The 19695-nt window shown below is 70.5% G+C and carries 17 protein-coding genes, 1 tRNA gene and 2 pseudogenes; 7 read left to right on the top strand and 13 right to left on the bottom strand.

Annotation, left to right across the window (positions count from 1 at the left end):
* The coding region (locus tag AB0O82_RS36970; RefSeq protein WP_363589166.1) for a site-specific integrase at positions 1-738 on the bottom strand (738 nt) is incomplete at its 3' end.
* A 150-nt stretch (positions 739-888) separates the two neighbouring features.
* A pseudogene (locus AB0O82_RS36965) lies at positions 889-1702 on the bottom strand (site-specific integrase); the annotation flags it as partial.
* A gap of 334 nt (positions 1703-2036) precedes the next feature.
* Here AB0O82_RS36965 and AB0O82_RS36960 point away from each other — a divergent pair.
* The 3 genes from AB0O82_RS36960 (at position 2037) to AB0O82_RS36950 (ending at position 4209) form a co-directional block, all read left to right on the top strand.
* The gene (locus tag AB0O82_RS36960) at positions 2037-3218 is read left to right on the top strand and encodes an alpha/beta hydrolase (protein WP_363589164.1); all 1182 of its coding nucleotides are present in this window, start codon (positions 2037-2039) and stop codon (positions 3216-3218) included.
* A gap of 191 nt (positions 3219-3409) precedes the next feature.
* Positions 3410-3700, top strand: a complete 291-nt coding sequence (locus AB0O82_RS36955) for a hypothetical protein (protein WP_363589162.1) — start codon at positions 3410-3412, stop codon at positions 3698-3700.
* A 185-nt stretch (positions 3701-3885) separates the two neighbouring features.
* Positions 3886-4209 carry a hypothetical protein gene (locus AB0O82_RS36950; protein ID WP_363589160.1) on the top strand — a complete coding sequence of 108 codons (324 nt, stop codon included), beginning with the start codon at positions 3886-3888 and terminating at the stop codon, positions 4207-4209.
* A gap of 203 nt (positions 4210-4412) precedes the next feature.
* Here the strand turns inward: AB0O82_RS36950 and AB0O82_RS36945 are convergent, their stop codons facing one another.
* Positions 4413-5465 (bottom strand): alpha/beta hydrolase family protein, encoded by a 1053-nt coding sequence (locus AB0O82_RS36945; RefSeq protein ID WP_363589158.1) that lies wholly within the window; start codon positions 5463-5465, stop codon positions 4413-4415.
* 114 nt (positions 5466-5579) lie between these two features.
* On the opposite strand from AB0O82_RS36945, the gene AB0O82_RS36940 reads away from it, so the two are divergent.
* A complete protein-coding gene (locus tag AB0O82_RS36940; RefSeq protein WP_363589156.1) occupies positions 5580-6197 on the top strand; it encodes a TetR/AcrR family transcriptional regulator in 618 nt (205 codons plus the stop codon).
* Positions 6198-6642: 445 nt separating this feature from the next.
* Here AB0O82_RS36940 and AB0O82_RS36935 read toward each other — a convergent pair whose 3' ends face one another.
* On the bottom strand, positions 6643-7896 hold the full coding sequence (locus AB0O82_RS36935) for a serine hydrolase (protein ID WP_363589154.1): 1254 nt from the start codon (positions 7894-7896) through the stop codon (positions 6643-6645).
* A gap of 857 nt (positions 7897-8753) precedes the next feature.
* Between AB0O82_RS36935 and AB0O82_RS36930 the strand changes: the two genes are divergently transcribed.
* On the top strand, positions 8754-9989 hold the full coding sequence (locus AB0O82_RS36930; RefSeq protein WP_363589152.1) for a hypothetical protein: 1236 nt from the start codon (positions 8754-8756) through the stop codon (positions 9987-9989).
* A gap of 781 nt (positions 9990-10770) precedes the next feature.
* Here AB0O82_RS36930 and AB0O82_RS36925 read toward each other — a convergent pair.
* Together AB0O82_RS36925 and AB0O82_RS36920 are read right to left on the bottom strand one after the other, a co-directional pair.
* Positions 10771-11181, bottom strand: coding sequence for a hypothetical protein (locus AB0O82_RS36925; RefSeq protein WP_363589150.1), 411 nt, complete (start codon positions 11179-11181; stop codon positions 10771-10773).
* Positions 11182-11641: 460 nt separating this feature from the next.
* Positions 11642-12391 carry a hypothetical protein gene (locus tag AB0O82_RS36920; RefSeq protein WP_363589148.1) on the bottom strand — a complete coding sequence of 250 codons (750 nt, stop codon included), beginning with the start codon at positions 12389-12391 and terminating at the stop codon, positions 11642-11644.
* Positions 12392-12896: 505 nt separating this feature from the next.
* On the opposite strand from AB0O82_RS36920, the gene AB0O82_RS36915 reads away from it, so the two are divergent.
* Positions 12897-13880: a hypothetical protein gene (locus tag AB0O82_RS36915; protein ID WP_363589146.1), complete on the top strand. Its 984-nt coding sequence runs from the start codon at positions 12897-12899 to the stop codon at positions 13878-13880.
* Positions 13881-14304: 424 nt separating this feature from the next.
* Here AB0O82_RS36915 and AB0O82_RS36910 read toward each other — a convergent pair whose 3' ends face one another.
* A complete protein-coding gene (locus AB0O82_RS36910; RefSeq protein WP_363589144.1) occupies positions 14305-15129 on the bottom strand; it encodes an alpha/beta hydrolase in 825 nt (274 codons plus the stop codon).
* 287 nt (positions 15130-15416) lie between these two features.
* On the bottom strand, positions 15417-16220 hold the full coding sequence (locus AB0O82_RS36905; RefSeq protein ID WP_363589143.1) for an alpha/beta hydrolase: 804 nt from the start codon (positions 16218-16220) through the stop codon (positions 15417-15419).
* Between the two features lie 140 nt (positions 16221-16360).
* Here AB0O82_RS36905 and AB0O82_RS36900 point away from each other — a divergent pair, with 140 nt between their 5' ends.
* Positions 16361-17032 carry a TetR/AcrR family transcriptional regulator gene (locus AB0O82_RS36900; RefSeq protein ID WP_363589141.1) on the top strand — a complete coding sequence of 224 codons (672 nt, stop codon included), beginning with the start codon at positions 16361-16363 and terminating at the stop codon, positions 17030-17032.
* Positions 17033-17274: 242 nt separating this feature from the next.
* Here the strand turns inward: AB0O82_RS36900 and AB0O82_RS36895 are convergent.
* The 5 genes and pseudogenes from AB0O82_RS36895 to AB0O82_RS36875 form a co-directional block, all read right to left on the bottom strand.
* Positions 17275-17358 (bottom strand) — tRNA-Leu (locus AB0O82_RS36895).
* A gap of 62 nt (positions 17359-17420) precedes the next feature.
* On the bottom strand, positions 17421-18749 hold the full coding sequence (locus tag AB0O82_RS36890) for a hypothetical protein (RefSeq protein ID WP_363589139.1): 1329 nt from the start codon (positions 18747-18749) through the stop codon (positions 17421-17423).
* Positions 18750-18895: 146 nt separating this feature from the next.
* Positions 18896-19087: a DUF397 domain-containing protein gene (locus AB0O82_RS36885; protein ID WP_363589137.1), complete on the bottom strand. Its 192-nt coding sequence runs from the start codon at positions 19085-19087 to the stop codon at positions 18896-18898.
* 18 nt (positions 19088-19105) lie between these two features.
* Positions 19106-19318, bottom strand: coding sequence for a DUF397 domain-containing protein (locus AB0O82_RS36880; protein WP_363589135.1), 213 nt, complete (start codon positions 19316-19318; stop codon positions 19106-19108).
* Positions 19319-19355: 37 nt separating this feature from the next.
* Positions 19356-19688 (bottom strand): annotated as a pseudogene (locus tag AB0O82_RS36875) (Scr1 family TA system antitoxin-like transcriptional regulator); the annotation flags it as partial.
* Positions 19689-19695 lie beyond the last annotated feature (7 nt).

Genomic DNA, 19695 nt, shown 5'->3' with positions numbered 1-19695 from the left:
CAGCGCGGGGTGTTCCTCGCAGCCGAACCGCGGCCGGACGTTCTCGACGTAGTCGGCGACGGCCTCCACCGCCCAGTCCATCACCGACAGCACGTTCCGACGCCTGGGCGGCTGACCCTTCTTCGCTTTGCCGTAACGGACGTTGAGCGTGCCGTACCGGCCGAACTGAGGAGCCGAGGCATTGCGGCCGAAGTCCACCAGATCAAGCTTGGCCGCCTCGGTGCGGCGCAGGCCCCACCCGTAGATGACCTTGAACAGGGTGGCATCCCGGTAGGCGGCGAGGGCTCCCTTGCGCTTCGCGCGCACCGCCCGGTCGACCTGGTCGTCGGCGTAGTCGAGGAACCGCTGAATCTCTTCCCGGGTGAACGGCCTCGCCTCCGGCTTGCCCTCGTAGTCGTTCAAGTGGGCGATGGTGTTCCACTCATGGCAGATCGCCACCGGATGGGTGCCGAAGGCGTCCTCGCAGGCCACCGCCCAGCCGTAGCGGCCATCGATCAGGAACTCGCTGAACAGCCGCAGACTGCCCTGGTAGCTGCGGATCGTGGACGGCGCCAGGTGCTTCTCGCTGGTCAACCACAGTGACCACTCGTCCACATGCCCCGGCGTCCAGGCCCACGGGTACTCGTTGGTGTGCTCCAGAAACCGGCGCACGAGCCGTTCCCGAGGCGTCACCGTGTCCTCGCGCAGCCCGCGGGCGGCCTGCTGGGCCCGCCAGCCCCGCAGCATCGCCTCGACCATCGCGTCCTGCGGACGCAGCTGGACCACCCCGGAGACCAGCTCCAGATGCGCCGCCCTGCCAGGTCGGCACGTCGCTGAAGACCCACTTCCGCCCTCCCTTCCAGAGGGCAAATCCTGCATCAGATGGGATCGGGCTGCCAAACTCCCAGCTCAGGCAGCCAAACTGAAGGAGGATCGAGCCCCCGTCAGACAGTGCTCTGACCTCGCAGCCTGCGGTTTCTCGCCCATCTGATGCAATTCCCGAGGGTTTGCGTAGACGGTGGCGGTGACGCCTATGTGGGCGTGGCCGAGAAGTTCCTTGATGACGACGAGTTCGACGCCCTGTTCCAGGAGGAGGGTCGCGGTCGAGTGTCGAAGGTCGTGGAAGCAGATCTGGCGGAGTCCTGCGCGGTGGAGGAGCGCGTTGAAGTGCCGGGTGAGGGTGGCGGGTTCGATGGGGTGGCCGTCGGGTCGGGTGAAGACGTGGCCGATATCCACCCAGCCCGCGCCGGCCTTCTCCTTCTCCTGGGCCTGCTGCTTCCTGTGGGCGCGGAGTGAGAGCAGGCAGGGGGCCGGGAGGGCGATGCGGCGTTCGGAGCTGACTGTCTTGGTGGGGAGGGTGGTGAGGCCGCCGGTGCGGGTGCGCTGGAGGGTGCGGCGGATGCTGGCGGTGCCGCTGCCCTGGTCAAGGTCTTCCCAGCGCAAGCCAAGGAGTTCGCCCTCGCGCAGCCCGGTGCGCAAGGGCGACGAACAGCGCGTGGAGGCGGTGGCCCTGGGCAGCGGTGAGGAGGGCGCGGGCGACGTTGCGCGGGATCTCTTCCTCCCTGACAGCGCGTTCCAGAGCGGACTTGAGCACGGAGTGGATGTAGGCGAGGGTCAGCGGGGAGAGCCGCTTGCCGCAGCACGTGCCGGTGGTGCAGCAGCGGGGCTGGTCGCAGGCGGAAGCGAGGCCGCAGGTGCAGCACTGGCAGGTGGTGCCGAGCTGTCCCCGCGAGATGGGTGCAATCCAGGGTCACGGTCCAGCAGTCAGCCCGGGCGGGGTTCAGGATTCGAGTGTCTGCGGCGCCGGGGGGGAACAGTAGGTGGGTGCCCGGGGTCGGAGGCGCAGCCAGTGTGGGCTCCGATGTGCCGCAGGACGGGTGGGGCCGGTGGGGCGTCCAACTCTGCGCAAAGATGGGCGATTTACGCAAGGGCGGGCAGGTGGAGGTGGGGTCGTCCGGGTGGGGGGCGTGGGCGGTGTGGCGGATGCGACCTGGGGTGGAGGGGGTTACGTCGCGGGCAGGACGCGGTGGGGGTGGGGGCGGGCCTAGCGTGGCGGTATGTCGACAACTTCTCGGTGGCGGACTGCTGTGCTGCTCGCCGCGCCTATTGCCGTCCTGGTTTCGCTGGCCGGTCCGCAGGCCGCGCTGGCGGCTTCCCCGACGGCCGGAACGCTCTCGTTGAGTGCGGCGACGGAGGTACCGCAGGTGCCCGCGCCGACGACGCGACGGGCGATCGGCGCCACGTCCGTCCACTTGGTGGACAAGGCCCGGCACGACCCCTGGCGGGCGGACGCCGCGAGCCGCGAGCTGATGGCCACCCTCTGGTATCCGGCGCAGCCCGCGCGCGGGGAGCACGGCGAGCAACTGCCGTACGTCTCCCCCGAGGTGTCGTCCGCCTTGTTCGGCACTCCGGCTGTCAGCGAGGTGCGGACGGGCGTGAAGGCCCGTACGGTGCCCGCGCCCGGGCGGCACCCCGTGGTGGTGCTCTCCCCCGGTTACGGCTACAGCCGCACCTCGCTCACCGCCCTCGCCGAGGACCTCGCGGCCCGGGGCTACGTGGTGGCCGCGCTGGACCACACCTACGAGACGGTCGTGCAGTTCCCCGACGGGCGGGTGGAGACCTGCCTGATCTGCGATCAGGTGGACGACCAGCGGGCGGCCGAGGTCACCCGCAGTCGGGCGAAGGACATCAGTTTCCTGATCGACAAACTGACCGCGCCCGGGCCGGGGCTGGTCCGCGGGTTGCAGGTCGACCGCTCCCGGATCGGCGCGGCCGGCCACTCGATCGGCGGCGCGAGCGCCGTCGAGGCGATGAGCGAGGACCGGCGGATCCGCGCCGCCGCCAACCTGGACGGCGACTTCTTCGCCCCGCTGCCCGCCGACGGCCTCGCCCGCCCGGTGCTGCTGCTCGGCGCCCAGCGGCACGCCGGCACGCCCGCGACGGCCAACTGGGACGAGACCTGGCAGCACCTGACCGGCTGGAAGCGCTGGCTGGACCTGCCGGAGGCCGGCCACCTGTCGTTCTGCGACATGCACTGGCTGGTGGACTCCCTCGGCGTCCGTGACCAGTTGCCGCCCGACACCACCCCGGCGCAGTACGGCACCATCAAGGGCGACCGCGCGCTCGCCGCCACCCGGGCGTACCTCGGCGCGTTCTTCGACCGGCACCTGCTCAACCGCCCGAACCGACTGCTGGACGGGCCCTCGGCGGCCTTCCCGGAGGTCCGCTTCGCCAAGTAGCAAGTGGCAAGTAGCGAGCGGCGAGTAGCACGCAGCAAGTAGCAAGTGGGCCGCCGACCGCACGGCGGCGGGCCGGGGCACCCGATCAGGTGATTCGGCCGCCGCAGGGCCGTGACCTGCGGCGAATCGGGGCAGTCCTCCCGGCGCAGCCGCCATCCGCGGCGGTTCCCCGGACACTCTGGAGTGACGACATGCGACGGATCAGCAAGGCGCTCGGCGCGGTGGCCCTGGCCGCGGTGGTGGCAGTGGCGGTGCCCGGCTCGGCCCAGGCGGCCACCGGTCAGCTCCGGGTCGGCTTCAAGTCCCACAACAACCCCTCGGGTTGCTACGGCAGCGACATCTGGCCCCTCATCGTCGAGAACCGCACCGACAAGCCCGCCCAGGTCTACGACCAGCCGGGCTGCGCGGGGTCCGTCATCGCTGTAGTACCGCCGGGCGAGAGCGGGACGTTCGAATTCGGCGCGAGCGTGAAAATCGACTGACCCTTCCGGACACGCAACGAGGCCGGTCGACCCGACGTGATGCCGGGTCGACCGGCCTCCTCGGTTCGCTCCCGTCGTCACCGGGGCGGCGACATCATGACGTGTTCATGCGAATGGGCCGATACGCAGGTGGATCGCAGGGGAACTGTCTGCGGAGTCCCGTCCCCCACCCAGGAGGTCCCCTCATGAAACGACTGCTCCTCGCCGCCGGCATGGCCACCGCCGTCCTGAGCCTGACCGGTGTCGGCGCCGCCGGCGCGGCCGACGGGGCCGACGGCGGCGTGCACGGCGCCCCGGGCAAGCGGGTCGGTGGAGTGATCCGGTGCGATGAGGTGAGCAGCGAGCCGCCGAACGTGTTCGGCCGCTCCTGCGACAGCACCACCTGGGGCCCGCTGAGCGACTTCGTCGTCATGGACCGGACGACGCGCGCGGCGTACCAGTGTCAGACCGGCTGGGCCGAGGGCTCCCTGTGGGTGAACGGCCAGAACTGCCGCCCCATCCCCGCCTGATCGGCGGTCGGCTCCGGGTGTCGGCGCGATCGACACCCAGTCGCCACTGTGGAACCAGAACGGCCGGTCGGCTGTCGAGTCGACCGGCCGTTCTGGTGCGGCGAATCGGCACAATCCTTTGACCAGCAGCGATCCACCCGAGCGCCGGGCCAGCAGCGATCCACCCAAGCCCTGGACCAGCAGCGATCCGCCCGAGCGCCGGATCAGCCGCCCAGGGCGTCCTTCAGCCAGGGGGCGATCACGGCCATCGCCTCGCCGAAGCGCGAGATGGCGCAGTGGCCGGTGTCCGGGATCAGTTCGACCCGGGTGTCCCGGCGGCCCTGGAACACCAGGGTGTCGTCCAGGGGGACGTGGACGTCCTCGGTGCCGTTGACCACCAGCATCGGCCCGTTGGCGTCCTGGTCCAGCAGCGGGCGCAGGTCGAAGGCCGCGAAGGCCTCCTCGCGCTCGGCCGTGCTCGGCGCGGCGTCGAAGCCGAGGGCGTTGCCGACGATGCCGTCCATGCCGAAGGCGAAGCCGCGACCGGGAGCGAAGGAGCGCTCCACCGGGCCGCCGAGCACCACGGAGGCGTCCACCGATCCCGTCAGTCCGGTCCGGGCGGAGTAGTAGCCGCCCATCGAGATGCCGAAGTGGCCGACCTTCCCGTTGCCGGCCGCGCGGGCGAAGGAGACCAGTCCGGCGATCACCTCGGCCCCGCCGTCCGGGGTCATCGGCAGGTGGGCGGTCTCGCCGGTGCCGGGGAGGTCGAACAGCAGCAGCCGCGCCGGCAGGGTGAACGCGAGCTGCTCCCACATGCCGTGCAGGTCGGTCTTCCAGGAGTCCACGCCGCCGCTGGCCAGCACGACCGGCGCGTCGGCGGGCAGGCCGGGGGCGGCCATCAGGTGGATCGGCAGGGTGGCGTCGCCGCCGCGGTACGGGACGGTGAGCGTGCGGCGCTCGAACTCCACCGGAAAGCCGGGGGCGGCGAGGACGTACTGCTCGACCTGGCGGGCGAGCGCGGTGTGCTTCGGCTCGTCGGCGAGCGAGGGGAACTTGGCCCAGCCGTACGCCTGCGCGGCCAGGCGGTGGCGCCCGGCCTCGGCGTGCCGGGCGGCGAGGGCGGACCACTCGTACACCCAGCCGCCGGGCCGGTCGGGCCACATCTCGGTGACGGCGGCGCGGACCGCGTCCACCTCGTCGGCGGGGAGGCCGAGGGTCATCTGCGGGTAGCGCTCGACGAACAGGTCCTGCGGGTCCAGGGGCCAGGTGAAGGACATAGTGGTGCCTCCTGCTGCGCTTAAAGCCGGGACGCTTGCATTAGTGACTATGCGCCCGAGCGGCGCCTAATGCAAGCACTCTTGCGTTAATGTGGTGGCCGAGGTGATCGACACATGACCGAAGAAGGGCCGGAGCCGACGCCGGAGCCGATCCGCCGCCGCCCGGGCGGCCGTGCCGCGCGCGTCCGCCAGGCCGTCCTGGCCGCCGCCACGGAGGTGCTGGCCGAGGAGGGCATCGACCGGCTCAGCATCGCCGGGGTCGCGGCCCGCGCAGGGGTCAACGAGACCACGGTGTACCGGCGTTGGGGCAGTCGGGAGAAGCTCGTACTGGACGCCATGCTCACCGGCAGCAACGAAGGCATCCCCGTCCCCGACACCGGAGCCGTCCGCACCGACCTGGCCGCCTTCGCCCGCGCGCTGGCCGAGTACCTCGCCACCCCGACCGGCCGGTCCGTCGCCCGGGCGGCCGCACTCAGCTCCGACGACCCCGACCTCGCCGAGGCCTGGCAGACCTTCTGGCAGTCCCGCCTCGACCAGGCCGGCGTCATCGTCAGCCGAGCCGTCGAACGCGGGGAACTCCCGACGGACACCGACACGGCCCTGGCACTGGAACTGCTCTGCGCCCCGCTCCAGACCCGCTCCCTGCTCGGCCACCGCCCGATCGAGTCGGATCTGCCGGAGCGCTTGACGGACATGGTGCTGGACGGCCTGCGGGGAGGAACCAAGGGCTGACCCTCAGCCCCCGGGAGCCGGCCCCGCCGGGGCAGCGCCATCGCCGAGGGCCCCACGAAACCACGAGGAGGCCCCCCGGGCCTCCGGACAGCGAAGAGGCCGGTCGATCCGACGTCATGTCGGCTCGACCGGCCTCTTCATGGTCCGACGACCTGTGACTCGTCCGCTGCCGCATGCGGATCGACCCATCGCTGAGCCGTGAGGTCCTGGGCGAGGTCCGGCCCGCGGTGAAGTCGACAGAGCGATCGTCAATCTCCAACGGCAGTGGATACGGCGGTTCGAGCGTGGCGCCCCGCAGTCCCGTACGCGGCGGTACGGCGGATGTCCAGGTCGGCAGGCGTGCCCCAAGTGAGGCCCTCAGCAGGAGCCGGGTGGCGGTTCGGCGGTGCCGCAGCGACCGTGGCTCACGCAAGGCCTCAAGGCCCGGGACAGGATAGGACAGGATTCAATCCTGTGAGGTCAGCAAGTCGAATGCGCCTCGGATGATGGCCTGCCCTTTCAGCGCCATGGCGACCTTGTCAGGGGCTGTACCGGCGTCCGAGACCATCAGGCTGGTGACCAGAGTGCGGTCGTCGTTCGTGTGTGCCAGGTAGTTCAGCGTGATGACGCCGGGTTCGCTGCCGCCTTTGTACCAGACGGTCGGGAATCGGGACGGGGCCAGATTCAGTCCGTCGTCGTTAAGGGTGAGTGCGTGCTCGATCTCGGGCTGGTCGAACCGCCACAGCGCCGCGTAGGCGTTGCAGATGTCGATCGGTGAGGCGAACCATTCGATCTGGTCGATCTTCCTCGGCTGGGGCCAGGTCTCGCGAACATCGGGCAGGGGGAGTCGTTCAAGCTCCCGCAGCGCGGCGGAGCGGTGGTGTTCGGGCAGTGCCAGGTACTCGTCCGCGCGGGCCGGGTACTGGTTGGCCTTGAGTTGGAAGAACGCCTTGGTGGTCAGGCACGGAATGTTCGCTCGGGGCTGCTGGTGGCCGAACAGGTCCATTTGGTGCGCCACCGCGTCATGGCCGAGCCGGTGGATGAGGTGGTCGGTCGCGGTGTTGTCACTGAGGGAGATCATGCAGTCGGCGGACTCGGCCATCGTGACCGCGGTGCCGGCCGGGTAGTCCTGCAGTCGGCCCGAGGGCAGGCTCTTGTGGTCATCGCGGATGACCAGCGATTCGTCCCAGGACGCTCGTTGTTCGCTGACGGCCTGCGCGAGCGCGCCCAGCACATACAGTTTGAACGCCGAGCCGATCGGCCGCTGGGTGTCGGCGCGTACACCGTGCACCAGCTCGCAGCGCCCATCCGGGCCGATCCGCGATGCGGCGAACGACACGCGGGCTCCCAACTCGGCCAGCATGTCGTCGACTTGGGTCCACGACGAGAGCGGCGCCTCGTCGGGAGTGAGGCTCACATCATTCACCAGGCCCGAGGGAGCCACACACACCCGTAGAAGGTAGTCGCCGTCACGGCCGCTGACCGCCGCCTGCACGTGATCCCGACCCGACTCGACGATCTTGTTCAGGGTGAGCGGACCCAGTTGGTGCAGCACTGCGTTGAAAGCGTTCGGACCGCCGCTGGCAGCCAGGAGTGGCGCAGCTATGTGGTCGTGGATCTCGGTGTCCGTCATCGGCACCCGGGCCGAGGCGTCCACAAGCCAGCCCACCTGGGCCTGGGCGGTCGGCGGTGGCGCGTCCGTACCGGGTGTTTCGATCATTTTTGCCCCTCCGCAGGGTAAGGGCCGAGGGAGGCGGTCCCGCTCTCGGCGATCGATTCAACTCTGGTTCTGCGAACCATACTTGTTCACGCGAGACCACGGGTTCCGGGAACCTGCTGGTGGATGGTCCCCACCGCGTCGACGTCGAATACAAGCCCCTGGCCGCCGGGCCGGTGCATCGCCAGGCCGGGCCGGGTTGCCGCCGATGTTGCCAATGTCGCCGATGTCGCCGATGTTGCCGATCTTCAAATCAGCCCGCTGTCCGCGAGTGTCACACGCTTGTCGTCCCACCCCGATCACCCGGTGACGCCGTCGATTCCCGGCGCAGGGTGGTTCTTCCGGAAACGCTCCCTTCGACAGCGCCCCCTCCGACAAGGTCCCCTCCCGGGAATTCGCCGACCGCGCTGTCCTGCGCAGCAGAGGGTTATCTGATCTTCGTCAGCGTCGATGTCGCGGGGAAGGACGTGGCGGCCCGGAGGTTCACCGTCTTCAACGTGTCGCCGATGAGCGTCCACTGGAAAGCGATCGAGGACATCACCTACCCCGGCAGGCTCCGCGACGACCTCCAGCGATTCGGCCGCGCCCCCTTCCGCTTCGCCCGGCCCCTGTCACCGCTCACCTGCCAACACCCGTCCCTCACCGGCCCAGGCACGTCGGCCTCACGGTTGGACGGCCGCCCGAAGACCCGGACGCAGCAGGGGAATGGGCGTTCGGTCGATGCCGCTGCGTCATCCGGGTGGACGGCGGGCGGTGTTCGGATCTCGGTGTGCCGCGGCGCGGGCTCCCTGGAGGTAGGGATGGTCTGCGCTGCCGGGTGGCAGCGGTTCGAAGAACCATGAACGGAGTGCTGGCCACAGATGATCAGGAAGCGCAAGGAACGGACCGGTGGCATGATCGCGCTGCCGCAGGCACCCGCCGTCTGCCCCGCAGGCGGGCTGTCGAAGAACGGACAGCGGGGGTGGGTGCGGGTCGGTGCCGCGCTGTCGCTGGGCGGCGTGCTGACCGCCGGGGCGATCGCGCCGACGCCCGCCCAGGCGACACCCCGGCAGAACCAGCAGGTCACCGACTTCTCGACGCCGGGTGACAGCTCGTACGTGATCACGCCGAACGTCACCTCCCTGCAGATCGAGGCATGGGGCGCGGGTGGCGGCGGCGCGGGCGGCGGCGGCGGGGCCGGTGGCGGCGGAGGAGGAGGCGGGGGTGGTACCGGCCTGTCCATCACCACCCGCACCGACGGCGGCGACGGGGGCCGCGGCGGCAATGCCGGGGGCGGCGGCGGGGGTGGGGCCGGCGGGGGCGGCGCCTACACCAAGTGCGTGTTCCCGCTGGACGAGACCCAGCCCCTCACCGTGACGGTGCACGTCGGATCCGGGCGGGTCGCCGCACGTGACGGCGCCGGCGGCCCCGGTGGGACGGGAGGCACCGGGGGGACAGAGGGAACCAACAACCTCGGCGTCAACGGCGGCAACGGCACTACCGGCGCCGGCGGCACGCAAGGCGTCTTCGGCGGGGACGGCGGCGAGTCACGCGTGTTCTTCCGGGGAGGTGTTCCGCCTCACACCCTGGAACTGGCGTTCGCCGGCCCTGGCGGCGGCGGCCACCAGGGCACCGGAGGGCGGCCCGGCGGCGCGGGCGGCGGAGGCGGTGGAGGCAGCATCCTGACCAGTTCGAACGGCACACCCGGCGCGAGCGGCGCCAACGGCAACGGTGGGACGGGCGGGACGGGCGGAGCACCCGCCACCCGGCCGGGAGCAGTGTGCCCCGAGGGTTCCGCGACGACGTTCTTCGGCGGCACCGCCGGTGGCGGCGGCACGGACGGCACGGGCGGAAACAACAGGGTGACAACCGGCGCGGGCGGGCCGGGCAGCACGGCCGGCGGGGTGCCGACCGGCCCCGCCGCTCCGGTACCGGGAGTCGGTATCGGCGGTAACGGCGGCACCGGCGGGACCGGCACCACCGGTGGATCAGCAGGTGCCGGTGGAACCTCCGGCATCGACCCCACAAAGGGTGGCGCCGCCGCGGCCGCCGGTGCGGGCGTGGCAGGCGCGGCGGGCGGCAACGGCTTCGTCAGGATCACCGCGATCCTGAGCTAGGACCGCGACAGGCCCACCGGTCCCGCACCGCGACGATCGCGCCGCGATGCGGACCCGGTTCCGGCACCCCGGGGTGTGGGCGGTCGTGTTCAGCACGGCCGCCCACACCCGCGCACCAGGCCCCCGGGCGGGAGATGTCTTTCAATTCAGCAACCCTCGGCCCGCACACGGAACCTTTCGCGCACAACCCGCTCCCGAGGACGCGTCCGCCAGCCCGCGCTGTCGCTCACTCACGAACTCGGCCACGCCGCAGAGCGTGGGGGCAGGCGCACCGGGACGGCAGGCATCCGCTCGTGCCACCAACGGCCCAAACCCCATGACCCGCGTCCCCTGTATGGCCGGGGGCGCGTACCCGCGCCCCGGCCGGCTCGTTGAAACGCAGGTGAGCACAGCACTGCCGCCAGCGGGCCGTCACCGCCCCGCGCCGGCACCCGGCCGGTACGACGCGACCGGGAAGTCGATCACCGCCGGCGCACAGCCTGCGGCCGAAACGGCCCTGGCCCCGTCCTGCGAACCGATCTACGCGGAGCTGGCCGCCGCGTGGCGGGCGATGGACAGGACGGTGCCCGGCCAGCCCGACCCGCTCTGGGACACCCTGGTGGCGAGCGGTACGGGACGACACTCACGGGGGTGGTATCCACGTCCGTCGGCAGCGTGACCTGCGAGGCCACTACGGCTTGACGCGGGTTGTGCGTGCACGGTGCCCTGGCCGCGGCAGTGCCGTTCCCGGGTCGTGCGGTCGAAAGACCCCTGCTGACGACGCGTGATCGAGCCGGTCTCGTCAGAGGAGCTCAACAGGGCTGGTGACCGTGGTGGGGGTGTAACCGGCTCCCTGGATCTTGACTGAGGCGGTTCCCGCCCCGACCACCCAGCTACCGGTGCCCCCGTTCGGGTTCACGGAGATGACCACCGTCTTCGGCTGACCGGTGCAGGTGTACTTGGTGGCGAAGTTGGAACCAGTTGCGCCGCTCGGCTGCGTCAACGAGGCCACGATGCGCAGCTTCCCCACCGACACCGAGCAGTTGTAGGTGAACCCCACGCCGGCAGCGTTCCCCACATAAGTGACGAGGGGAAAGATATCGATGGTGACCGGGAACGGGGTCGCGGCCGCGGCCTGAGCCGTGGGAGCGCAGAGTCCCGCGAAAGCGAGGGCGCCAGCCATCAAACCGGTGGCAGTCTTCAGCGATCCCATAGTGATCTCCATCTCTGTGCATGCTTCCTGGAGTCTCACGCTAGGACTCGGCCAGACACAGCTGCCCGCCGAACTGCTCCATTCGGCCTTGATCCCCTGGGCGTTGAAGCTGAGAGGTCGCGCAGCCTGCCGGCCACCGCCGGCCACCCCGACACGCACCTCGGGGCCGCCACGCTGATGATCCTGCACCACGGCGCGACGAACCGCAGCCGTTTCACCGCGCCCCAGGCCGTGCGTAGCGCACTGTCCGCGGCGGTGGCCCACGTGCTGGAGCAGGCCGCTCCGGGAGCCGCTGCGCCCTGACGGGGGTGGTGCGGGGTGGCTGTGGCGGCGTGGTCCGGTGTTCGTCGCGGGTGGTGGTGCGGCCCGGGAACCTGGGGTTCCCGGGCCGCGTGTTCCGTCGGCATCCGGCATCCGGTGTTCGGCCGTGGGTCGTCCTGGCCGGTGCCGTGTTCCGGGCTTACCTGGTGCCGTTGCTCCGGCGCTTGCGGGTCTGGACGAACCAGGTCAGCAGTGCCCCCACGGCCAGGAGCCAGCCTCCGGCGATGCCGGCGGTCCGCACCTGGGTGCCGGCGTGGGCGAGGGCGATCCCGCCGTTGGGGTGGTCGCCCCAGCCGCCGTGGCCGCCCGGGTTGTGGCCGTCGCAGCCGCCGTGGTCCTGGTCCTCGCAGGGGGTGCAGGCGACGATGGTGACGGTGTTGCTGGTCGCCGTCACCGGGGTGCCGTCGGGGGTGGTGCCGGTGACGGTCGCGGTGTCGGTGATCTTCCCGGCCTGCACGTCGGACTCGGCGGTGGAGTACGTCGCGGTGCAGGTCGTGGACGCGCCCGGGGCCAGGGTGGTCACCGGGCACGAGACGGCCGGCGTGCCCGGGCCGGAGTCCGTCACGGCGAGCGAACTGATCGTCGTGTCACCGGTGTTGGTGACGGTGAAGGTGTAGTGCAGGGCCTGTCCGGCGGCGGAGAACGAGGTCTCCTGGACGGCCTTGACGATCTTCAGCCCGGCGAAGGGCACGGTCACCTTGTTGCTGGTGGAGGTGATGTTCTGGCCACTGGGGGTGGTGCCGGTCACCTGCGCGGTGTCGACGACCTTGCCCGCGGCGACGTCGGCGGCGGTGGTGACGTAGGTGGCCTGGCAGGTGGTGGACTGGCCGGGCGCGAGCTGGTTGGTTCCGCAGCCGGAGACGGTGACGCCGGGCGTCAGGTCGGTCACCGTCACGTTGGTCAGTGCGATCTGGGCAGAGGCGTCGGCGGACAGGTCAGCGCCCGGGTCCCGGACCTCTCGCCCGCGCCGTTCGCGGGCGAGGCGGCGGCGGGCCTGACGGACGCCGTGTCCCGTGTCGGGGAGGAGGCCAGTGCCGCGCCTCCTCCCCAGCCCGCCGTCACGCCGATGACCGCCAGCCCGATCGCCGCGGCGAGAGCGCCGCGCGATGGGCCGCGTCTGATCCCTGCCATACCGCCTCCGTTCCAGTCGGGCGTGATCACTGGAGGGCCCCACGCCACAGCATTCCAATGACACTGAGTGCCCATATGAACACTCCAAGTGGCGTGGCGTGGATCGGCTCGCACGGGCGATCCGCACCCGAACCAGTCGGCGGCGGCCTGATGTCGGCCACCTGGCCCCGTCGCGGCCCCCTCGCGTGGCGCCCGTGCTCCGGCGGCCCGCAGCCTGATAGCGCCAAGGCAGCCCCCGCGCCACCTTCCGGAAGGACTCCCGCATGAGCGCACTGACCAGGTTCGAGACGCCCGAACCGAACGAGGACGCACTCGTGGCCGAGATGATCGAGGCCATGAACCGGCAGCAGGAGAAGGACTACCCGCCCGGCGCCACAGGCCGGGCCGCCCACGCCAAGCACACCGGGCTCGTGAAGATCACCTTCGCGGTCGAGCCCGACCTGCCGGCCAACCTGCGCGTCGGCGTGTTCGCCCGGCCGCACACCTACGAGGGGTGGCTGCGCTTCTCCAGCGGCAACGGCAAACCGCAGTCCGACGACGTCAAGGACCTGCGCGGCGCCGCCATCAAACTGCACGACGTGCCCGGCGAACGCATCCCCGAGAGCGACGAGCCCACCACCCAGGACTTCATCCTGCTCAACACCCCCGCCATCCCGCTCGGCACCGTCAAGCTGTTCCACGACGTCATCACCCTCGAACCGGCCAAGTTCGCCGCCAAGATGCTCACCAGCCACCCGCACGTCCTCGCCGGCCTGGCCAAGGCGGTCATCACCCCCACCTCACCCGCCGACATCCACTACTGGAGCAACACCGCCTCGCTGCTCGGCCCCGACCAGGTCGTCAAGTACGTCCTCGTGCCGACCTCGACGTACACCAGCCCGGGGCGCGAGAAGCACCAGGACCACTACCTCGGCGACCACCTCCAGGAGCACCTCACCCAGACTGACGCCACCTTCGACTTCATGGTCCAACTGCGCACCGACCCCGACACCATGCCCGTCGAGGACATCGCCGTCGCATGGGGCACGGACCAGGCCCCGCTGGTGAAGGTCGCCACCGTCACCATCCCCCGGCAGGAGTTCCGCACCGCCGCCCGCAACCAGCTCGCCGAGGAACTCACCTTCAGCATCGCCCACGCACTCCAGGACCACCGGCCGATCGGCGCCGTCGCCCGCGCCCGCATCCGCATCTACGGCCAGATGGCCACCTGGCGCCACCAGCGCGACCAGCGCACCAAGACCACCTGACCCACGACCAGCGCAGCCACGCCCGGCGGCAGCCACGGTGACCGCACGCCCGCCAGGCCGGCCGACACCACATCTCCGACTCGATGCGCAGAGCATCGGCACGACGCGCAGCCTCACGGGCAGGGCCGCGTCCGCCATGTCCCCCTCGCTCACCGCTACTCCCTTGCTGGTCCCTCTACATGGGATAGAGGGACCAGCAAGGGAACACCTCGCAGCTCTGCCTGCGGCGACTGCCTCGACCTGCCCGCCGCCCCGGCGCTCGTGGCCGAGAACACGTGGGCCGGGGCCCACGCCCGTTACACCGCCGCCCCACTCCTGAGCGCCCACTCGGCGCGGCGGCCGGGCCGCCCGCCCGCTATGACCTCGACAAGCCGAACGGCCCGCCGGATGAGGTGAATTCGGCGGACCGTCACGAAGTGTGAGGCTAGTGGGAGGTGGAGCGGGCGGCGTCCTCGATGAGGTGGGTGACGGCCGCGGGGTGGGAGATCATCGCGACGTGTGAGCTGTCGACCTCCACGGTGTGGGAGCCGGCGCGCTTGGCCTCGAAGCGCTCCACGTCCGCGCCCAGGGTCTTGTCCTGGGTGGCGATCATGGCCCACGAGGGGATCGTGTGCCAGGCGGCGGCGCTGGCGGTGGAGGCGAAGGTGGCGGCGGTGACGGGCCGCTGCTCGGCCGCCATGAGGTTGGTCTCGGAAGTGGGGACGTCGGCTGCGAAGACGTCGTGGAACCGGGCGGGATCGATGTACAGATCGGTCCCGCCGGTGCCGTCGGCGTTGGCGTACGGGACGGGCTTGAGCGCGGGCTGCAACTGCGCCTGAGTGGACCTCGCGGTCAGCGCGCCGAGGACCTCTCCCTTCTCGGGCATCAGCGCGGCGATGTAGACCAGTGCCTTGACCTGGGGGTTGCCGGCGGCGGCCTGGGTGATGACGGCGCCCCCGTAGGAGTGGCCGACGAGCACGACCGGTCCCTGGACGCTCTTGAGGACGCTGGTGAGGTAAGCGGAGTCCTCGGGCAGTCCGCGCAGCGGGTTGGCGGGAGCGATGACGGTGTAGCCGTCGTGCTGGAGGCGCTTGGCCACGCCGTTCCAGCCGGAGGCGTCCGCGAACGCTCCGTGCTCCAGCACGACGGTCGGCTTCGCCTTGGCCGGGCCGGAGTCGGCCGACGCGAGGGGGGTCAGGGTGGCCCCGAGAAGGGCTGCCCCGACTGCCGCGAGGGCCACGGTACGTACACGGACACGGCGATTACGCATGATGTTCCTTAGGGAGGAGATGACCCGGCCGGGAAGGCGGCCGGGCGTAGGGGGAAAACGGCGGGTGCGCAGCGTGGCGCGCACCTCCGTCGGTCAACGGAAGCGGCTACTCGACGGCCGGAGGGGCCGGGATGTTGCCGTGGGCCGGCTTGGCGTGCGGGCGGCAGGCGTGGGTCCGCTCGACCGACCCCGGGAGGCGGTCCGGCGGTTCGACGCGTGGCGTCACCTTGATGCCGTTGCCCGTGGCACGCGGGGCAGGGCGCCGCACCTGGGGGTGGGCCGGCTGTTCAGCCGATGTGGTGCTGGTCGAGCCAGGTGAGGGTGTGGTCGGCGAGTTCGGTCCAGCCGTGGTCGACGGTGAGGGAGTGGCCGCGGTCGTCGAAGCGGTGGTAGTCGGTGACGGCGGGGGACTTGCGGTACTGCTTGTGGGTGGAGCGGGTCAGCACGTCGGGCACGGTGTGGTCGAGCTTGCCGGACAGGAGGAGGAGCGGTCCGCGGCTCTCGTTGCGGGTGTCGACCTTGGCGGGGGAGTGCGGGGCGAAGTTGCTCAGGGCGAGTTGGAAGAGGGGGCGGGCGGGGCTGGGGATGGTCCATTCGTCGAAGAGCTGGTCGGATTCCTGCTGGGAGACGGCGTTGGCGAACGCGTAGCGGAACTGCTCGGGGTTGAGTGAGACGGCGCGCTTGGTGTTGCCGGGGTTGCGCAGGAAGGCGAAGGCGGACTTGGCCTGGGCGGGGCCGACGGCTTTGACGCCCTTGATCTGGCCGGGGCAGATCGCGACGGCGGCCTGGGCGAGGTTCTGGCCGAGGAGGTGTTGGGCGATGAAGCCGCCGACGGAGTGGCCGACGAGGACGGGCGGGGTGTCGAGGTCGCGGATGATGCGGGCGTGGTGGGCGGAGATCTCGGCGAGGCCGATTCCGCCCTGGGGGTCGGGGTTCCTACGGGCCTGGGCGATGGTGGCGGGGACGCCGGGCCATTCGGGGAGGATCGGTTCGTAGCCGGCGTCGCGGAACCGGTCGGCCCAGCCCTGCCAGCTCGTGGAGTGCAGCCAGAGGCCGTGGATGAACATGACCGGGGTGCGGTTGCTGGGCATGGCGGGGTCTCTCCTGGCGAAGGGGGGTTCGGGGGTCCGGGGTGGTGACCGACCTGGGCACGGCGGTCCAGCCCGTGAAGTAGAAGAAGCGTTCTCTCTGCCAACTCAAGGTAGAACGTTCCTTCTGTTAGCGTCAAGTCATGACGACGAAGGACTCCAGTCCGCCGCGGGAGCGCATCCTGGCCGCGGCGATGCGGCTCTTCTACGCGCAGGGCGTGCGCGGGGTGGGCATCGACCAGCTGATCCGCGAGTCGGCGGTCGCCAACGCGACCTTCTACCGGCACTTCCCGTCCAAGGACGACGTCGTGCTCGCCTACGTCCACGAGCACGACCGGGCGTTCCGCGAAGCCGCCGCGGCGACCGGGCGCTCCCCGCGGGAGACGGTCGAGGCCCTGTTCGCGGGGATCGCGGAGCAGTTCTGCGCACCGGGTTTCCGTGGCTGCCCGCTCATCAACGCCGCCGCCGACTACCCCGACCCGCAGCATCCCGTCAGCCAGGCCATCCAGGAACACATGGACTGGTTCCGCGCGCGGTTGCTGGAACACCTCACAGCCGTCGGCCACCCGGACCCGGAGGGCGCGGCCGACACGCTGCTGATCCTGCGCCACGGTGCGATGAACCACAGCCGCTTCACCACGCCCCAGGCCGCACGGAGCGCGCTGTCCGGGGCGGTGTCCGCCGTCCTGGAGCAGGCTCACGCGGGAGCCGGCGCGCCCCGGACTGGCCTGCCTCGACGTCGACTGTCCTCAATGCCGCGACAGGAGGCAGCCGGCCGGTTCTCGGACGATGGGTCGCCGGTCGCGACCCGGTGATGTCCGTGACTGTCGAGTTGTTCAACCGGCCCGAGGTCACACGGGTGTTCGGTGATTTCGTGCGTGCTTCGCCACACCACCACCTAACCCACCCCACCCCACAAACCCCACCTGACCAGCCAAAGCACCAACGGCCCCTCGCAACCAAGGCGAGGGGCCGAACGCATGCACCGACAGCAAAACGGCCGGTCAACCCGACATACTGTCGAGTTGACCGGCCGCATTGGGTCGGTTGACCTATGTGCGCGAGGGGGGAGTTGAACCCCCACGCCCTTTCGGGCACTGGAACCTGAATCCAGCGCGTCTGCCTATTCCGCCACCCGCGCATCTGGGTGATGTGGAATAGCTTAGCCCATCCGCAGGGGTGCTCCGAACCAGGTGGGAGGCGTCAGCGGGCGAGCTGCTCGACGATCCAGTCGACCAGCACGCGGGAGACGTGGCTGTGCTCGGTGTTGGCGTCGTCGAACTTCACGGCGTCCAGGTGTGCGTTCTCCAGGGCGGCGTCGGTGATCGCGGCGGCCGGGTCGACGTCCCACTTCACCGGGTCGAAGTCCAGCGCCACCGCGCTGACGGCCGGGACGAAGGTGCCGCTGCGGTACTCCTCGGAGATCTTCGCCTTGAGGGCGGTCGCGACCTTGCCGAAGGAGTCCAGGGTGCCGCCGGGGACGGCGTCCAGCGCCGGGACCTCGGTGGTGGTGCTGCGGCGCACGGTGAGGGCGAGGTGCATGCCGCCGACCGGCTGCTTCTCCCCCTTGTTCGGCTGAAAGCGGGCCGTGGCACTGGCGAACAGGGCCTGCCAGTCGAACGCCACCTCGCCCGCCGGCAGCGGGAGGCCGACGCCGTCGCGCCGACCGTTGGAGACGCCGAGCTTGCGCGGGATCTGCGGGAAGTTGCCGACCCGGTCGAGGTCGGCGAGGAACTCCTGGCGCAGCCGGCTGGAGGTGGCCACCGGGCCCTCGTACTTCGAGTTCTCGACCCACGCCCAGAGCAGCTGCTGGGCGGCGGGGCTGCGGATCAGGTCGGCCTGCTTGACGCCGTCCGGGCCGGCCGGGGTGAAGCCCTCGAAGAAGTAGGCCATCTGCTGGAGGATCAGCGGGATCCAGGCGCCGTTGTGCGGGGAGTCGAAGGAGAGGTACGTCGCCGTCTCGTGGTCCACGGTCGCCGTCTCCAGCTTGGCGAGCGCGTAGCGGGTGATGATGCCGCCCATGCTCACCCCACCGACGGTCAGCCGCTCGTCGCCCTTGCGCTCGGCGATGGCCCGGAGGATGGCCGCGATCGCGACCTCGGCGTTGGCCTGGATGTGGGTGTGGCGCTCCGTGAAACCGACCAGGACGATGTCGTAGCCCGCACTGAGCAGTTGGTCGAAGAGGCCCGGCCCGCCGTCGGCGACGGTGTTGAAGTAGGCGAAGAGGCCAGGGAGGTCGCTCGGGCCGTAGTTGAAGCCGTCCGCGAAGAGGAACGGCTTGCGGAGGCCGAACTTCGGGTTGGCGTAGTAGACCGCCGCCTGCCCGGTCGCCGTCTGCCCCTCGTAGGGCGAGCCGGTCAGCTCCCACGTCACGTCGGCGGCGCGACCGGCGACCTTGCCCGACAGCGCGCTGGTGAACCAGACGCCGGGCGTGAGCGAGTTGGCGATCTCCGCCAACTCGGCCTTGCTGGGCTCCGCCTGACCTTCACTGAGGGCCGTCGGCGCTACGTCGATACGGGGTTCTGGTGCCATGACTGCTACCGCCTCTGTTGGGTCGAACAGGGACCACTCGTGCACTGCGGGTGACTGTAACTGCACAGTTACGCACCGCATCGACAGAACACGCAGAGTGGTCGAAGTTGTTCGAGAGGGGTTGCCAGGCGATCGGAACTGACCGGTCAGGCAGGGAAGTCCCCGGCCCGGACGGCGGCGATGAAGGAGTCCCAGGAGGCGGCGGGGAAGACGAGGGCCGGGCCGTCGGGATCCTTGGAGTCACGGACGGGGATCACGTCGGGAAGGAACCCGGGGGCCACCTCGATGCAGTTGCCCCCGTTGTTGCCGCTGTAGCTGCTCTTGCGCCAGGTCAACACAGCCGCCTCCTCGGAGACTTACGCCGGAAAGTCGCCCTCACGGACGGCCGACACAAAGGCTTCCCAGGCAGAGGCAGGGAAAACAAGGGCCGGGCCGTGCGGGTCCTTGGAGTCACGCACCGGGACGGCGCCGGGGAGGGATCCGAGGGCCACCTCGATGCACTCGCCCCCATCGTCCCCGCTGTAGCTGCTCTTGCGCCAAGAAGCTGTCCCCAGCTCGACGTTCTTCATGCCGATACTCCTCCATCGCATCTACGATCAGCGCACGTGAGTCACCCACCGAGAGTACATCGCCACGCAGGAGGTCAAAGTCGCGTCGAGCCTCAGTGACGATTGACGGCGCATCACTGAAGTGTCCGCGATACAGACTCTCCGAGTACACCCACTCCTTCCCGTCCGGCATCAACAGCAGGAACAAGGAAGTGGCTGGCATCTTCCTCACCGGGCGAGCGAATGGTGCCACCTCGATGAAGATGTTCGACCGCTCACTCACGGAGAGAAGGTGTTCCATCTGCCTCCTCATCACGCCCGGTCCACCGATTACGGTGCGAATGGCACTCTCGTGGAGAACCACCAGCAGCATCGGCCCATCGCTAGCCAGGAAGCGT

The organism is Kitasatospora sp. NPDC088264 (assembly GCF_040685715.1).
Classification (GTDB): domain Bacteria; phylum Actinomycetota; class Actinomycetes; order Streptomycetales; family Streptomycetaceae; genus Kitasatospora.
Note: the sequence above shows the minus strand (reverse complement) of the source record. Positions and strands in the feature narration are given on the sequence as shown.

What these genes read in the sequence shown, in the direction of transcription:
- AB0O82_RS36960 (WP_363589164.1), top strand. Translation starts at nt 2,037, where the DNA reads ATGTCGACAACTTCTCGGTGGCGGACTGCTGTGCTGCTCGCCGCGCCT.
- AB0O82_RS36955 (WP_363589162.1), top strand. Translation starts at nt 3,410, where the DNA reads ATGCGACGGATCAGCAAGGCGCTCGGCGCGGTGGCCCTGGCCGCGGTG.
- AB0O82_RS36950 (WP_363589160.1), top strand. Translation starts at nt 3,886, where the DNA reads ATGAAACGACTGCTCCTCGCCGCCGGCATGGCCACCGCCGTCCTGAGC.
- AB0O82_RS36945 (WP_363589158.1), bottom strand. Translation starts at nt 5,465, where the DNA reads ATGTCCTTCACCTGGCCCCTGGACCCGCAGGACCTGTTCGTCGAGCGC.
- AB0O82_RS36940 (WP_363589156.1), top strand. Translation starts at nt 5,580, where the DNA reads ATGACCGAAGAAGGGCCGGAGCCGACGCCGGAGCCGATCCGCCGCCGC.
- AB0O82_RS36935 (WP_363589154.1), bottom strand. Translation starts at nt 7,896, where the DNA reads ATGATCGAAACACCCGGTACGGACGCGCCACCGCCGACCGCCCAGGCC.
- AB0O82_RS36930 (WP_363589152.1), top strand. Translation starts at nt 8,754, where the DNA reads ATGATCAGGAAGCGCAAGGAACGGACCGGTGGCATGATCGCGCTGCCG.
- AB0O82_RS36925 (WP_363589150.1), bottom strand. Translation starts at nt 11,181, where the DNA reads ATGGGATCGCTGAAGACTGCCACCGGTTTGATGGCTGGCGCCCTCGCT.
- AB0O82_RS36915 (WP_363589146.1), top strand. Translation starts at nt 12,897, where the DNA reads ATGAGCGCACTGACCAGGTTCGAGACGCCCGAACCGAACGAGGACGCA.
- AB0O82_RS36910 (WP_363589144.1), bottom strand. Translation starts at nt 15,129, where the DNA reads ATGCGTAATCGCCGTGTCCGTGTACGTACCGTGGCCCTCGCGGCAGTC.
- AB0O82_RS36905 (WP_363589143.1), bottom strand. Translation starts at nt 16,220, where the DNA reads ATGCCCAGCAACCGCACCCCGGTCATGTTCATCCACGGCCTCTGGCTG.
- AB0O82_RS36900 (WP_363589141.1), top strand. Translation starts at nt 16,361, where the DNA reads ATGACGACGAAGGACTCCAGTCCGCCGCGGGAGCGCATCCTGGCCGCG.
- AB0O82_RS36890 (WP_363589139.1), bottom strand. Translation starts at nt 18,749, where the DNA reads ATGGCACCAGAACCCCGTATCGACGTAGCGCCGACGGCCCTCAGTGAA.
- AB0O82_RS36880 (WP_363589135.1), bottom strand. Translation starts at nt 19,318, where the DNA reads ATGAAGAACGTCGAGCTGGGGACAGCTTCTTGGCGCAAGAGCAGCTAC.